General features: G+C 64.1%; 13 protein-coding genes. 4 read left to right on the top strand and 9 right to left on the bottom strand.

Features of this window, described 5'->3' with window-relative positions; all coding sequences use genetic code 11:
* Positions 1–32: 32 nt before the first annotated feature.
* From OOZ51_RS03955 to OOZ51_RS03930, 5 genes are all read right to left on the bottom strand, one after another.
* Positions 33–1,283 (bottom strand): Nramp family divalent metal transporter, encoded by a 1,251-nt coding sequence (locus OOZ51_RS03955; RefSeq protein WP_265977620.1) that lies wholly within the window; start codon positions 1,281–1,283, stop codon positions 33–35.
* 166 nt (positions 1,284–1,449) lie between these two features.
* A complete protein-coding gene (trxB, locus tag OOZ51_RS03950; RefSeq protein ID WP_265977618.1) occupies positions 1,450–2,427 on the bottom strand; it encodes a thioredoxin-disulfide reductase in 978 nt (325 codons plus the stop codon).
* A 362-nt stretch (positions 2,428–2,789) separates the two neighbouring features.
* Positions 2,790–3,386, bottom strand: coding sequence for a TMEM175 family protein (locus OOZ51_RS03940; protein ID WP_265977617.1), 597 nt, complete (start codon positions 3,384–3,386; stop codon positions 2,790–2,792).
* Positions 3,387–3,539: 153 nt separating this feature from the next.
* Positions 3,540–4,583, bottom strand: a complete 1,044-nt coding sequence (locus OOZ51_RS03935) for an NAD(P)-dependent alcohol dehydrogenase (RefSeq protein ID WP_265977616.1) — start codon at positions 4,581–4,583, stop codon at positions 3,540–3,542.
* A 119-nt stretch (positions 4,584–4,702) separates the two neighbouring features.
* Complete coding sequence (locus tag OOZ51_RS03930; protein WP_265977615.1) at positions 4,703–6,172, bottom strand: CehA/McbA family metallohydrolase; 1,470 nt, start codon at positions 6,170–6,172, stop codon at positions 4,703–4,705.
* Between the two features lie 308 nt (positions 6,173–6,480).
* On the opposite strand from OOZ51_RS03930, the gene OOZ51_RS03925 reads away from it, so the two are divergent.
* On the top strand, positions 6,481–6,741 hold the full coding sequence (locus OOZ51_RS03925; RefSeq protein ID WP_265977614.1) for a hypothetical protein: 261 nt from the start codon (positions 6,481–6,483) through the stop codon (positions 6,739–6,741).
* Positions 6,742–6,817: 76 nt separating this feature from the next.
* Here the strand turns inward: OOZ51_RS03925 and OOZ51_RS03920 are convergent, their stop codons facing one another.
* The 4 genes from OOZ51_RS03920 to OOZ51_RS03905 form a co-directional block, all read right to left on the bottom strand.
* Entirely contained in the window at positions 6,818–7,423 is a 606-nt protein-coding gene (locus tag OOZ51_RS03920; RefSeq protein WP_265977612.1) for a DUF305 domain-containing protein, read from the bottom strand.
* A gap of 135 nt (positions 7,424–7,558) precedes the next feature.
* Positions 7,559–8,020: a hypothetical protein gene (locus tag OOZ51_RS03915; RefSeq protein ID WP_265977611.1), complete on the bottom strand. Its 462-nt coding sequence runs from the start codon at positions 8,018–8,020 to the stop codon at positions 7,559–7,561.
* 33 nt (positions 8,021–8,053) lie between these two features.
* On the bottom strand, positions 8,054–8,914 hold the full coding sequence (locus OOZ51_RS03910) for a slipin family protein (protein WP_265977656.1): 861 nt from the start codon (positions 8,912–8,914) through the stop codon (positions 8,054–8,056).
* Positions 8,915–9,056: 142 nt separating this feature from the next.
* Positions 9,057–9,242, bottom strand: a complete 186-nt coding sequence (locus OOZ51_RS03905) for a hypothetical protein (protein ID WP_265977609.1) — start codon at positions 9,240–9,242, stop codon at positions 9,057–9,059.
* Between the two features lie 98 nt (positions 9,243–9,340).
* Between OOZ51_RS03905 and hrpB the strand changes: the two genes are divergently transcribed.
* The 3 genes from hrpB (at position 9,341) to OOZ51_RS03890 (ending at position 15,165) form a co-directional block, all read left to right on the top strand.
* The gene (gene hrpB / locus OOZ51_RS03900) at positions 9,341–12,046 is read left to right on the top strand and encodes an ATP-dependent helicase HrpB (protein ID WP_265977608.1); all 2,706 of its coding nucleotides are present in this window, start codon (positions 9,341–9,343) and stop codon (positions 12,044–12,046) included.
* A 68-nt stretch (positions 12,047–12,114) separates the two neighbouring features.
* Complete coding sequence (locus OOZ51_RS03895; RefSeq protein WP_265977655.1) at positions 12,115–12,867, top strand: M50 family metallopeptidase; 753 nt, start codon at positions 12,115–12,117, stop codon at positions 12,865–12,867.
* Positions 12,868–12,987: 120 nt separating this feature from the next.
* Positions 12,988–15,165, top strand: coding sequence for an elongation factor G-like protein EF-G2 (locus OOZ51_RS03890; RefSeq protein WP_265977607.1), 2,178 nt, complete (start codon positions 12,988–12,990; stop codon positions 15,163–15,165).
* Positions 15,166–15,171 lie beyond the last annotated feature (6 nt).

The following is a 15,171-nucleotide window of genomic DNA, read 5'->3' as shown; positions in this document are numbered from 1 at the left end:
GTGCGCGGCGCATTCGAGACTGCCAGGGGCGCCTAGGAGTGCCCCGCGATTGTCAGGCCGATGAGGACACAGTTGAGGCCGACGATGAGTGCCGCGCTGGTCCACCCGGCAATCTTCAATGCTGTTGAATCTGTGTGGATGCCCATGACTTCGCGCTTGCCAGTGAGCCGAATCAGCGGAATCAAGGCGAAAGGAATGCCGAAGCTGAGGAGGACCTGGCTCAAGACGAGGGCCAGTGTGGGTTCTATTCCCGCTCCGAGAATGATCAAGGCCGGGATCAATGTGATGACCCGGCGGAGCAGGAGTGGCACACGGATCTTGAGGAGGCCACCCATCACTGTTGCTCCGGCATAGCATCCAACGGACGTCGAGGCCAGGCCCGAGGCCAGCAGTCCTACTCCAAAAGCGACGCCAATGATTGGACCAAGCGCCGAGGTGACTGCGGCGTGGGCTCCTGCGATGGTGTCAGTCCCTTCGACTCCCCGCAGGCTGGAGGCGGCCAAAAGGAGCATGGCAATGTTCACAACCCCTGCCAGCATCAACGCCCCCGCGACATCCACCCGGGTTGCCCTGATGAGTTTTGTCCGCACCGCCGGATCTTGGGAGAAGCCATGCCTGTCACGGGCCAGGGCGGAATGCAGGTAGATCGCGTGCGGCATGACGGTGGCACCGAGCATGCTGGCGGCGAGGAGGACGGTGTCCGTGCCTTCGAAGCGCGGCACCAAACCTGCCAACACGCCTCCGGTCTCCGGCGGACTGACAAAGAGCCCCGAAACGAAACCGACGGCGATGACCGCCAAGAGCATCATGATGGCGTATTCGAAGGACTTTTGGCCCCGTGACGACTGGAGCGCCAGGAGCATCATGGATGCCAGCCCGATGATGAAACCACCCATAAGAAGCGGCAGCCCGAAGAGGAGGTTGAGGGCTACGGCTCCGCCGATGACTTCAGCCATGTCAGTCGCCCCGGCAACGACTTCTGCCTGGACCCAAAACAGCCTGCGGCGGTGAGTTCCCAGCCGCATGCCGAGGAGTTCGGGAAGGCTGTGGCCCGTGGCCAAACCTAGTTTCGCCGACTGGTACTGCACCAGGACAGCCATGATGTTTGCTGCAACCAAGACCCACACGAGCAAGTAGCCGTAGTTCGCGCCGGCAGTCAGATTTGCCGCGACGTTTCCCGGATCCACGTAGGCGATCGCGGCCACGAAAGCCGGTCCCAACAAAAGTAGCCGGGACCGCCACCGGGGCTTGCTCGCCGGTTGCGCCGCAAGAGTGGTAGCCATGGTTTCCTCAACATCGGGGATACGAACATGATGAGGATACCGTTAAGTTAGGCGTACCGAAAAGTAGATTTTAGGCATGGCTTGAGACCCGCTACACCCAACTGACTAGCAGTAGGTGTCGTTTTGGCGGTTCATAACGACAACAACTGTGAGTTAGTTGGGTGAGTTAGGCGTGCGTGGGTTCTTCGACGAGGGCGGTGGCGATGCTGTCAGCATCCTCAAGTGCGGCGAGGTACCGCTCGGCATCCAAGGCGGCCGCGCAGCCTGTGCCGGCGGCCGTAATGGCTTGGCGGTAGCGGTGGTCCACCGCGTCACCGCAGGCAAAGACTCCGGAACGATTGGTGACCGTGGTGGGGGAGTCAACCTTGATGTAGCCGTCGGCGTCGAGATCCACCTGGCCTGCAACAAGGTCCGTCCGAGGGACATGTCCAATGGCCACGAACATGCCCGTAGCCGCATGTTCGCGCGTTTCACCGGTGCGGGTGTCAGTCAGGGTCACGCCGGTGACCTTGGCGTCGCCGTGGATGGCGGTGACGGCCGAGTTCCAGGCGAAGCGGATTTTCGGATTGTCCTTGGCTCGCTGGGCCATGATCCGCGAGGCTCGGAGTTCTTCCCTGCGGACGACGACGGTCACGGTCTTCGCGAACCGGGTCAAGAACGTTGCTTCTTCCATGGCCGAATCGCCGCCGCCTACCACCACAATGTCCTGCTCGCGGAAGAAGAAGCCATCGCACGTGGCGCACCAGGAGACGCCATGCCCGCTGAGTCTCTTCTCCTCCGGCAGGCCAAGCTCCTTGTAGGCGGAGCCGGTCGCGAGGATCACTGCCAGTGCCTTGTGGGTATCGCCCGACCCGGTGACCACACGCTTGAGGTGCCCGGCCAGCTGGACTTCAGTGACGTCGTCGAACACTATCTTGGCGCCGAAGCGCTCGGCCTGCTCCTGCAGGCCCTCCATAAGTTCGGGGCCCTGGATGCCGGCGGGAAAGCCGGGGAAATTCTCCACTTCCGTGGTGTTCATCAACGCGCCGCCCGCGGTGACTGATCCGGCAAGGACCAAGGGATTCAGGCCCGCCCGGGCTGCATAGATTGCCGCTGTGTATCCGGCGGGGCCAGATCCGATGATGACCAACTGTTCTTTACTCATGGAGGGCTCCTGATGTGTCAATTTGGCGGCGAGGACGGCGGCGGGGACGAAGTAGCGTCTGTGGACTCAGCCGGCCGCATAGACAAGTGCAACAAGGAAGGGGACTTCAATCAAGGGCTCGTCAGTCCAAGTGCATAATGGGTGAATGTCTAGCGAAGCCGGAGCCGTCCTGATCCGGCCCATGAGTCCTGAGGATTGGCCCGAAGTCCGCGCGATTTTCGCCGAGGGCATCGAGGCCGGCGTGAACGCATCGCGCACATGAATGCGGGTCCCCTGGCCGGCCAATGGCGGGATACGCTGCTGCTTGAACGCCGCTCCCGCCGGGTCTGATTTCCGAACCTGCGGCGTGGAGCTCAAGATCGCTATTCAGATGGGCCCTCCTGTGCGCGGACCACAAAGTGTTCAACGCGGCGGTCCGGAACCAGCCAGATCAGTGCCACCACAGTGTAGGCGGCGACGGCGAGCAATGGATGCAGGAAGCAGAGGCCAAGACCGGCCAAGTAGATGAGGGGCGACGTCTTTCCCTTCCAGTCCCGGCCAAGCGCCTGGGCGAGAGCCCCCCGCCGTCCCTGCTGACGGATCAACGCCTGCTGCAGGACGAAGTAGGCAATGGCCGCGCTGAGTAGGTTGAACCCGTAGGCGAGCACGGGGACCTCCATGAAGCCCGATTCATCCATCCATCGCGTGCTGAACGGGAAGAGCGAAATCCAGAACAACAGGTGCAGGTTTGCCCAGAGAATTCCGCCGTTGACCCGATCGGCCAAGTGGATCAGGTGGTGGTGATTGTTCCAATAGATCCCCACGTAGGCGAAGCTGAGCAGGTAGCTAAGGAATGTCGGGAGGACACTCAGCAGGCCAGTCCAGGTTGGTTCCGGGGGTACCCGCAGTTCAAGCACCATGATGGTGATGACGATCGCGAGGACGCCGTCACTGAATGCCTCGAGCCGGTTCTTGTTCATCGGGTTGCCTTCATGGGGACATCATCGTTGGTGCGGACTCCCGTAGCCAAGAGATGCTCGCGGACAGCAAAAAGCCCCCCACGAGGCACAAGCACGCGGCAAGAGTGACGGTGCAAGTGCCCCGCAGGGACTTTTGGGAGGGACGAATCAGGTCTAGCCCAGTGTGGACGTATCGATGACGAAGCGGTACCGCACGTCGGACGCGAGCACGCGCTCGTAGGCGTCGTTGATCTTGTCTGCCGGGATGACCTCGATCTCGGCACCAAGTCCATGCTCGGCGCAGAAATCGAGCATTTCCTGGGTCTCGCGGATGCCGCCGATCGCGGATCCGGCGAAGGAACGCCGTCCCGTGATGAGCGAGAACACGTTGACCGGGAGCGGCTCCGCGGGTGCGCCCACGTTCACCAAGGCGCCGTCGAGGGCCAGCAACTGAAGGTAGGAGCTGATGTCGATCGGGGCGCTGACGGTGTTGATGATCAGGTCAAAAGTGCCGGCGAGCGATTCAAACGTTGCAGGGTCGCTCGTGGCGAAGTACTGGTCTGCGCCCAAGCGCAGGCCGTCTTCCAGCTTCTTCAATGACTGGGACAACACCGTGACTTCGGCGCCCATTGCGTGTGCGAGCTTGACCGCCATGTGGCCCAGCCCGCCGAGTCCGACCACGGCGACCTTCTTGCCGGGACCGGCGCCCCAGTGCCGAAGCGGCGAATAGGTGGTGATGCCTGCGCACAGCAGGGGAGCGGCGGCGTCGAGCTCTATTCCTTCAGGGATCCGTACGACGAAGTCCTCGGTCACCACAACGTGGGTGGAGTACCCGCCCTGGGTGATCGTCCCGTCGCGGTCCACGGCGCCATAGGTCCCGGTCATTCCCTTGAGGCAGTACTGCTCCTCGCCCTTGCGGCAGTTCCCGCATTCACCGCAGGAGTTGACCATGCAGCCCACTCCTACCCGGTCGCCGACCTTGTGGCGGGTGACTTCGGCGCCGACTTCGGTGACAATACCGGCGATTTCGTGGCCGGGAGCAAGAGGATAGGACTGCGGACCCCAATCGCCGCGGACGGTGTGGATGTCTGAATGGCAGATGCCTGCGTACTTGATCTCGATCAGCACGTCGTGGGCGCCGACATCGCGGCGCTCAATGGTGGTCCGGACGAGGGCCTCGCTCGCGGACGGGGCGGCGTAAGCATTCACGGTAAGCATGTTTCTCCTGTTTATGGACGGAGGATTGGCACTATCCATCCAACAGGAGATTTCCGATGTGAGGGAGTCCCTGCTGGTAGGGGTACTGGCAGGGACTCCCTCGGGGGATCTGTTCTGGACTAGCCCTTACCCAGGAAGATCGGGTTGGTCAACGCTGCCATGGGGCCGAGCGGGATGACCGCTCCCATCTCCGTGCCGCTGCCCGACGTTCCGTCGATCTTCGGATGCCGAACCTCCACACGCACGTAGGCCGCGAGCTGAGGGGTGGTGACCCACGTGCTCGTTCCCTGGCCCGACGCGGGAAGCGTTACCTGCTGGGTCTGTCCTTCATCCGTGATGAAGCGCACGACGCCGTTCGGCACGCCGGCGATTTTCGCGGTCACCGTGACGGGGGCATCTGCCGCGACGTCGAGACGATCGCCGACCGTTGCGCTCTTGCCTCCGGATGTCACCTTGAAGTCCACCGAGACGTCCGCGGACTCGGCGATCCAGTTCCGGCCGCTGCGGATGCCGTCAAGCAGTGCATCGCGAGACAAAGCGGCAGCGTTGACCACGTTGTGGGGCCAACCGATAACCTGGGGGACGCTGTGCGCGTCGCTGTTGCCCATGGCTGGGAGCCATCGCCCGCCTGTACGCGCGGAGTGGGCCAGCATCGAGTCCCAGGTGTTGACTGAGTACTCGTCGTCCAGGGTCCACGGGCCCGTCCACACTTCGACCGCATCGGCGTCGTCATACCCGAACTTCCAGCGGCAGGCGACGTAGGGGCAATACGGGTGCGCCGGGACAACAATCCCGCCGGAGGCGTGGATCCGCTGGGCTTCCTTCTCGAATCCCTTGTCGCGGGCCCGGTAGCGCCAGTCGATCCACTCGCCGGGCTCCAGGCCGAGGGCGAGGTAGTGACCGTTGCGCGTGGTGACTTCCTCGCCAGTGAGGATGAGCAGGTCATTGCCCGCGAGCGGTCCCCAGACGCCGTGCGACGCCGGTGTGTTGTGGTCCGTGGAGATCATGAAGTCGAGCCGCGCGGCGCGGGCGCCCGCTGCCACCTCTTCGGGGGTGCGCTTTCCATCGGAGTAGACCGTGTGCAGGTGCGCATCGCCGCGATACCAGCCTGCGCCGCGGCCGGCGATCTGCTGCGCCGGATACTGGGGTTTGAAGGGCGTGCCGTCCGGTCCATACTCGAGCGTGACATTCACGGTGTAGTCAAGGCCCTGTTCGGCCACCTGGTACGGGCCGAGAACAACGTTCCAGGTGCCCTTACCGACGGGTCCAGGCAGGTAGCCGGGCGTCGTCTCGCCGGCGCTGATGCTGAATTCCGTGCGGAAACCGCCCGACCAGCCACGGAAGCCCTTGCCGGCGATGTCCGTGCCCTTCTCATCGAAAATTCCAATGTCGCACGCGTTCCCGAGAAGTCCAGGGGACACCTGGGGCTTGTTGTAGGTGTACGAGACGCTGATCTTGTTGACGCCTGCCGGCACCTCGATCGGCAAATACACAAAGTCTGCGGCGCCCGGGTCCAGATGGCCGGTGATCGTCTTGGTCTTACTTGTTCCGGTAGCGGCTGCCGCGAAGGAAACCGGCGCCAGGGTCAAAGCTGCGCCTGTCAGAGCGGCGGCCATAAAACCGCGCCGGGTTGCGGAGAAGGGGACATTTTCGCCCGAATGGGCTTTGCATGGTGAACTCACCCCCTCCATGTTGCCGACCGTTACTGAACAGTAGGCAACGCAACCAAGAACGCAGCATGAAAACACAGGCAGCAGCAAGCGGCGTCCATTTAGTGGACTCGTCCCGGTTGGGCCCTTGCCACAAACGATTCCCGGGCTTAGTGTTCTTGGCATGCACCTACGGCTGGGGCGACGGCGCGAACCTTTCCCACAGACCGAACAGGACGGTGTTTTAGATGTGCGATATTCCGGGTTTGATCAGTCGCCTGGAGGCCCAGGACCTCGCTAGATTGCGGGAGCTCGGCAGCGAACAACCCTTGGAACCACAACTGATAGCTGCCATAGACTCCGCGGCTGGCGGGCCAGGGGAAGGCCGTGGCTATTACGTGGTCAGTGGCTCCCTGTATCCAGTCGAAGCCAGGGACTACCACCTCCGGGAAGATGTAGCCGAAGCCGTGTTCGAAGCGGACGACACTTCTGTAGACGTCACGGCCTGACCAGCGCCGATACCGTTACTCTCCAGCTACGGCGCCGGTCCACCCAGTCAAGCCCAGGTGGACCGGTGCTCTTCGGCTAGAGGGTTCCCAGCAGCTCCTTCATTTCCTTGATCTCAGCCTCCTGTGCCGACACGATGCCGTTGCCCAGCTTGAGTGCGTCATCGTTCTCGCCATCAACGCTTTCCTTCTGCGCCATGACCACGGCCCCTTGGTGATGGGCGATCATCTGGGTGAGGAACAGCCTGGCTGCTTCAAGGCCCTGGGACGCCGTGAGTTTCTTCATGTCCTCCTCGCCCATCATTCCGTTCATGATGTGGTCGCCGGACATCTCGGCGGGCTCGTTCCATGCTTTGAGCCAGCCCCTCATTTTCTCGATCTCGGGGCCTTGGGCTGCTCTGATCCTCCCAGCCAGTGCGGTCACCGGAGCAGGGATATCCTTCTTGGCGAGCACCACGTCGCTCATCTGGACGGCCTGGGCATGGTGGGGGATCATCATCCGGGCAAACGATGTGTCGGCCGCGTTGTGCTCTCCGGTAGTGCCCACCGTGGAAGCAGATGAGGACGCGGAGGTGGCTCCGTGGTTCATTCCGGGCATGTTGTTGCCGCCGGTTTCGGCTGAGCAGCCAGCCAGCGCGATGGCCGTGGCCAAGGTGTAAGAGATCATGGTCAACGTTTTCTTCATGGTTTTGGGGTCCTTCGATCAATCAGCCGGCAGAGGTGCGGCTGCGTGGGACGCGCACAGCAAGCCCACTAGCGGGCGGCGCATCAGGGTGAAGTCTTATGCAGCGGGCCGAACGGCTCGGTGCGGCCGCGTATTTTACGTTCGACTGATGCAGAGATCGCCCGGGGAAGGACTTCCCGGACGGTGCGAATAGCCGGCGTTCTGCGAGCCCGGCTCCGTGGTGCCCTCATCTGCATATGGCGGGACGCCAGGCAAAGGTGCCGTCAGCGAGTTATGGCTCGAGGCAAGCACGCAGACGGCGCTCATGGCTGACATCGCGGTACAGGTGCCCGAGCTTGTGCAATGCGATGCGGTCAGCTGAGCCGATCGATTGGAAGACAGGTTGGCGGGTGGCGATGGATCATCCGGTGGCTCGATGTGGCCACCGTGGGCGCCCGCCATTTCGGCGTTGATCCCGATTGCGATGGGGTCGTGCATGCTGTGGCTGGCACCCATCACGTGCATCCCGAGGATTCCGGCGATGATCGCCAGGAGCGCGGTTAGCAGGCCAATACGGCGGAGGAAGGCGGTGGCGCGGCCCCGTAGGGGGTCGGTCATGGTCTTCCTCCTTCCGAACTTGTGCTTGTAAGGCTACCGGCTCAGTCCGGGCGCTGCTATGTCGGTTCTGGGCGGCGGCGCTGCGGCGTTGTCCGCTGTGGGCGGTTGAACTGCCTTTGCCGAGGCCACTTCCCGGGCAAGGAACGCTCCGAGTTCGTTGATCGTGCTCATCAACGGAGCCGGGAAGACCACCGTGGTGTTCTTGTCTACGCCGAGTTCCACCATGGTCTGGAGGTTGCGCAATTGCAACGCCAAGGGGTGGGCCATCATGGTGTCGGAGGCCCTGCCCAGGGCGGCTGCGGCCAGGGATTCGCCTTCGGCGGCGATGATCTTGGCGCGCTTCTCGCGCTCAGCTTCCGCCTGGCGGGCCATAGCGCGCTTCATGCTGTCCGGCAGCTGGATGTCCTTCAACTCCACCAATGTGACCTCGACACCCCATTCCAAAGTCAGCCCGTCCAGGATCTGGCGAATGTTGGCGTTGATCACGTCAGTTTCCGCGAGCGTTTCGTCGAGGGTGTGTTGCCCCACAACTTTTCGAAGCGTGGTTTGTGCGATTTGGTCGATGGCCGCGTGGATGTTTTCAATCGCGATGACGGACTTGATGGCGTCCACCACGCGGAAATAGGCGACGGCGGAAATGTCCACGCTGACGTTGTCCCGGGTGATGATGCCCTGGGACTGGATGGGCATGGTGACGATCCGAAGGGAGACCTTCCTCAGCCGGTCGACGAACGGGATGATGACGACGAGGCCAGGTGACCTGACACGCTGGACCTTTCCCAGCCTGAACAGGACGCCGCGTTCGTATTGCGTGACGATGTGGACGGCCATCGCGAACCAGATGACCGCTACAACAATGAGCACAATGAGAAGGGTGATGGAGTCCGCCGTCATAGCCACCTCAGGCTCCGTTCCTAGGCGCTGTTGGATTCATGGCGGTGAGACTTCGGGGAGTTGCAGTGCGCTGAAACAGGAGCCGAGATGCCGCCGTAATGAAAGGAACGTCCCGTGCAGGACATTCCTTTCACTTCTTGGGCTAGACCCTCTCGCGGGTCCGGTCGATTACCGGTTCCGGATCGTTCGTGAACTCACGGCGGCGGCGTGGGAAGGCCCAGAACGTGAAGTCCTTCGCGTCCACCTTGGGTTCAGGACGTTCCTCGGATTCCCGTGAGGCATCTTTCCTGGTGTCCCGCTGGAAATCCTTGTAGTACCCGTAGCACATCACTGACCTCCTTCTAGCGATTGCCCTTTAATAGTCCTCCCGATTCGGCAAGCAGTCCACCTTTCCGGCTCGGTTCCGCATGTATGCACAATGGAGGAGTGAATTCCCCACTCGTCCCGCGGAACGCCGCGCCTGCCTACAGACTCTTTGACCTTGGCGCGATCGGGGCAGGACTCGTTTTCGCGGACTCGTTGGAAGAACTCGCCGAAGCGCTCGGCGCAAGCGGGGCGGCTGGAACCGCCGTCGTACAAGCCCCTCCAGGAACCGGCAAGACGACTCTCGTTCCGCCCCTGCTTGCCAATATCGCCGCCGGCTCCGTCAACGGAGATGAACGCCCCCGCGTGGTGGTGACCCAGCCACGCCGCGTTGCCGCGCGCTCGGCCGCACGACGCCTCGCAGCCCTCGACGGGAGCCGATTGGGCGACCGCGTCGGGTACACCGTCCGGGGAGAAAGCAAGACGGGTCCGGGAACCCTCATCGAGTTCGTCACCCCTGGAATCCTCCTGCGGCGACTGCTTGCGGATCCAGGGATTGAGAGCATCAACGCCGTGATCCTCGACGAGGTTCACGAACGCGGCTTGGAGACAGACCTGCTGCTCGGCATGCTTATCGAGGTCCGTGAGTTGCGCGAAGACCTCGCCCTTGTGGCGATGTCGGCAACCCTGGACGCGCCGCGGTTCGCCGCGCTGATCGCGGGTGCCGCCGTCGGGGAGGGCGGAACCGGAGAGCACGACGGCGCCGGGCCGGCCCCCGTCGTCGACTGCCCTTCCGCGCTGCACCCCTTGGAGGTGGACTGGGCACCCGCGGCCGTGCCGCGATTGGATGCACGCGGGGTGGCTCGCGCTTTCATGGACCATGTGGCGGACACAGCGGCGGCGTCGTATGCCCAAACGCTCGCGGCCGAGCCGGACATCGACGCCCTCGTGTTCGTCCCCGGTGCATGGGAGGTGTCCTACGTCGCTTCCCGGCTGCGTGTCCGCCTCGCTGCGAGGGTACCGGACGCGGAGGTGTTGGAGCTTCACGGACAGGCAAGCCCCGCTGAACAAGACCGGGCAGTTTCCGGGCGGGAACCTGGCGGACCTCCCCGGATCATCGTGTCGACCGCATTGGCCGAATCCTCCCTGACGGTTCCAGGAGTCCGGCTTGTCATCGACGCGGGGCTATCCCGCGAGTTGCGGCGCGACTCCAACCGCGGTATGTCCGGCTTGGTTACCGTCTCCTGTTCCCGCGCGTCCGCGGAACAGCGTGCCGGACGCGCGGCACGCCAAGGGCCCGGACGGGTGGTCCGCTGCTACGAGCAAAAGGCGTTTGGTGCGGCACCAGCCCATCCCACCCCGGAAATAGCGTCCGCGGACCTGACGGGTGCCGCCCTGGTCCTGGCCTGTTGGGGATCGCCACGCGGCCGGGGACTGGCCCTTCCAGACACGCCCCCCCAGGCAGCGATGGATGATGCGGTGGAAGTGCTCCGGGAACTCGGCGCGATTTCCCCGGATGGACTGGCCACGGACGTGGGAAAGACCCTGGCAAAGATTCCCGCCGATCCGCGCCTGGCCCGCGCATTGCTCGATGGCGCCGCCGTCGTCGGGCGTCGCACGGCGGCTGAGGCCGTTGCACTCGTCGCGGGGGATCAGCGCCCTCCTGGAGCTGATCTGACCCGCCTCCTTGCTTTGCTCCGGTCTGGCAAGGACCCCGCAGCCCAACGTTGGGCGGAGGACGTCCGACGCATGGAGGCGATCGCCCGCGAGGAGGGCTCCGGCGTCGTACCCTCCCTGTCTTCGCGAGCGGGCCTGACTTCTCCGGCGAGCCCTGCGGAAGCGCTCGGGTTCGTGGTCGCCCTTGCGTTCCCGGACCGCGTGGCGCGTCGCGTTCCAGGCACCGGGCCTGAGCGGTACCTGCTCACGTCAGGGACGCGCGCCGGGCTGCCGGCAGGAAGTCCGCTGGCCGGCCACCAATGGCTCGCGGTCGCCGAAGTGTCCCGCGCGGAGGGTCGGGATGCGGCAGGGACCGGCGCGGTCATCCGTTCCGCCGCGCCCCTTGCAGCGGAATCGGCACAAGCTGCCGCCAGCCACCTCCTGAGCGACACTGTGGAAGCAGAATTCAAGCAAGGCCGGGTTGCTGCCCGGCAGGAACGGCGGTTGGGGGCGATCGTGCTCTCTTCCACGCCGGTACGGCCGTCCGTGGAAGAGGGACGCGCAGCCGTAGCCCGCGCCCTGGCGAAGGACGGCTTGGGGACGATCGGATGGTCGACGGCGGGGGATGCGTTGCGCCGACGCCTGGCCTTGCTGCACCGGGAATTGGGTGATCCCTGGCCGGACGTTTCAGAACCGGCGTTGCTGGCCAGTCTGGACAGGTGGCTGGGACCGGAGCTTGAAGCGTTGGCCGGAGGGGCCGCCACGAACGGGATCAACCTGGCCGAGCCGTTACGGCGGCTGTTGCCGTGGCCAGAGGCGGCGCGCTTCGGTGATCTGGCACCGGAATGGCTTGACGTGCCGAGCGGTTCGCGGGTGCGGATCGACTATCCGGACGTGGCGGACGACGGCGGCCGGCCGGTGGTGGCCGTGAAGCTACAGGAATGCTTCGGCTGGGCTGAGACGCCCCGCTTGGCAGGCGGGCGGGTGCCGGTGCTCTTCCACCTGCTTTCCCCTGCCAGGCGGCCGCTGGCCGTGACGGATGACCTGGCTTCCTTCTGGTCCGGCCCCTACGCCCAGGTCCGCGCGGAGATGCGCGGCCGCTATCCAAAGCACCCCTGGCCTGAAGACCCTTGGACAGCGCCTGCTACCGCCAAGACCAAGCAGAGGATGTGACCGGGATGAGGTGGCCTGGCTGAGGACTGGGAGGCATTCACAGGCTTCTTCTCTAGGATGCCACGGTGATGAACATGGAATTGCGTCCCGCTGACCTGGCCAATGACTGGTGGCAAGCCGTGGTGCGGGGATTCACCACGCCGGAGGTCCCAAACTTCTCGACGCCCGTTGTCTTGGGCATCCTCGCGGTAGCCGTCGTGCTGAGTATCCCGCGGGCCACGTGGCGCTGGTTTGGCCTCTATGTGACGTTCGTGCACGAACTGGGACACGCGTTCGCTGCCCTCATGACGGGTCGGATTGTTCACGGGCTCAAGATTGGGCTCGACCACTCAGGACAGCTCCTCAGCAGTGGACGGGGCAAGTTCGGAGCGGCCTGGTCCGGGTTCTGGGGATATCCGAGTCCGGCCGTGGTGGGCGTAGCGCTCATCTGGTCTGTGTTCGCAGGACGGTCGGGGGCGGCCATGTCCATTGGGGCGTTGTTGTTGCTGGTCGCCCTCATCTTCCTACGGAATTTCACCGGAATCTTTGTTGCGCTTCTCAGCGCGGCGATTGCCCAAGTGCTTGTCATGTTCGCCAATCCCTCAACGGTCAGCCATGTGGTGTTGGGGCTCGGAATAGCCTTGGAAGTGGGCGCCGTACGGGATTGGTTCAAGGTTGCATCGGTCCACACCCGGCGTCGGGATCGGCTGGCGTCGTCCGACGCCTACATCCTGGCCCGTTCCACCGGGGTGCCGTCGCTGCTGTGGCTCGTGGCATTCGCGGTAGTCATTGCCGCAAGCGCCGCGTTTTCCGTTCGCTTGGTGTGGAGCATGCTCTCCTAGCCCTTGCGGGCGCGGTTTCAGGACCGTGAGTTGGCTTTCCTCTTGCCGTGCGCCGGTCGAGGGTGTGGAATCGGTTAGCAAAGGACGCGGGGGATCCGGCTTCTACTCCAGGAGGTGCTCATGTCGGTGAAAGGCCCAGGCAGTGCGACGAAGGGGTCGAACCGGAGCAACCCCGATCTTCGACGCGCGGACCCTTCCTCGGCGCCGGCCGATCGGCCCGAAAAAATCCGCAACGTCGTCCTGATTGGCCGCTCGGGCGCAGGAAAGACGATGCTGCTCGAGTCCCTCCTCTACGCCGCCGGCGTCGTAACCCGCATGGGTTCGATCGTCGAAGGCACCACCGTGAGTGACTCGGAAGCGACGGCCATCCACCAGCAGCGTTCCATCGGTCTTTCGGCAGCACCCCTCGTGTTCGACGACGTCAAAGTGAACCTTCTCGACACCCCGGGCTACGCCGATTTCATGGGCGAGCTGCGCGCGGGGCTGCGTGCTGCGGATGCGGCGTTGTTCGTCGTGTCGGCCGTTGACGGGGTCGACGCCGGGACCACCGCGTTGTGGAGCGAATGCGAGCGCGTCGGCATGCCTCGGGCCGTAGTGATCAGCCGGCTTGACCATCCACGCGCGAACTACGATGCCGTCTTGGCTGAATGCCGCAGATCCTTCGGCGATTCGGTGCTGCCCCTCCACTTACCGGTTCGCCAAGGTGACAGCGTCACCGGATTGCTCGGACTTCTTTCGGGATCGGTGTCTGAGTACACCCCCGGGGATCCGCACCCCGCTGTCCGTCCCGCCGCTGCGGAGGAACTGGCCGGCTCTGACGGTGCCCGCGGTGAGCTTATCGAGGGGATCATCTCGGAGAGCGAGGATGAGACGCTGATGGACCGGTACCTTGGCGGCGAAGACGTCCCCGTCGGTACCCTCGTGGAGGACCTGGAGACCGCGATCGTCCGGGGGACGTTCTTCCCGGTGCTGGCAACGTCCGCCGTGACCGGCGTCGGCACGGCCGAACTGTTGGAGGTGCTGACGCGGGCGTTTCCGTCGCCCACTGAGCGTAGCCTGCCTACGGTAACCGACTTGGGCGGGACACCCGTCGAACCGCTGACGTGCGATCCGGACGGCCCGCTCCTTGGCGAAGTGGTGCGGACTACCGTTGACTCGTTCCTGGGGCGTGTCTGCCTTGTCCGGCTTTTCTCGGGGACGCTTCGCGAGGACTCTGCGGTGCACGTGGGTGGGCACGGCCTGGCCGAACGGGGCCATCCCGACCACGACAACGACGAACGGATCACGCACCTCTATTCCCCGTTGGGGTCCAGCCTCCGGCCGGTGCCTTTCGCCGTGGCCGGAGACATTTGCGCGCTGGCGAAGGTAGCGAGCGCCGAAACGGGAGACACCGTTTCCGCCCGCGAGGCTCCACTACTCGTGGAAACCTGGGACATGCCGGAGCCGCTGATGCCTGTCGCGATCGAAGCGGCCTCTCACGGCGACGAGGATGCGCTGTCCAAGAGCCTGGCCAAAGTCGCGGCGGGCGATCCGACCCTGAGGGTGGAGCGGAACGCTGAAACCCACCAGCTGGTCTTGTGGTGCATGGGAGAGGCACACTCGGAAGCGGTCCTCGACAGGTTGCGCGAACAAGGGGTGAAGCTGCAAACGGTGGACGTCATCACCCCGCTCAGGGAGACCTTCGCCGCCCAAGCCGCCGGCCACGGCCGTTATGTCAAGCAATCGGGAGGCCACGGACAATACGCGATCTGCGATATCGAAGTGGAACCCCTTGAACGCGGGGCAGGTTTCGAATTCGTCGACAGGATTGTCGGCGGAGTCATCCCCGGAACTTATGTTGTTTCGGTCGAGAAAGGCGTCCGAGCCCAAATGAACAAGGGGGTCCGGGCAGGCTTCCCGGTAGTCGACATCAGGGTGACCCTGGTGGGTGGCAAGACGCACAGTGTCGATTCGTCGGACGCGGCTTTCCAGGCCGCTGGCGCGTTGGCATTGCGGGAGGCCGCTGCGGCCAGCAGCATTCAACTCCTGGAGCCGATTTCGGCCGTTACCGTCCTCGTGGCAGACGATCACGTGGGCGCCGTCATGAGTGATCTGTCTTCCCGCCGCGGGCGTGTCACCGGAACGACGTCCGTGGGCGGGGAAAGTACTGAAATCAGCGCCGAAGTTCCGGAACAGGAATTGCTGCGGTACGCGATCGTGTTGCGGGGACTGACCGCGGGCAGTGGCCGATTCCGTCGGGAGTACCTGCGGCATGAGCCGCTGCCTCCGGGTATTGCCGTTGCCTCGGCGAAAGCCTGATATCCA

It is taken from the genome of Arthrobacter rhizophilus (assembly GCF_026241105.1).
Taxonomy (GTDB): Bacteria; Actinomycetota; Actinomycetes; order Actinomycetales; family Micrococcaceae; genus Arthrobacter.
Note: the sequence above shows the minus strand (reverse complement) of the source record. Positions and strands in the feature narration are given on the sequence as shown.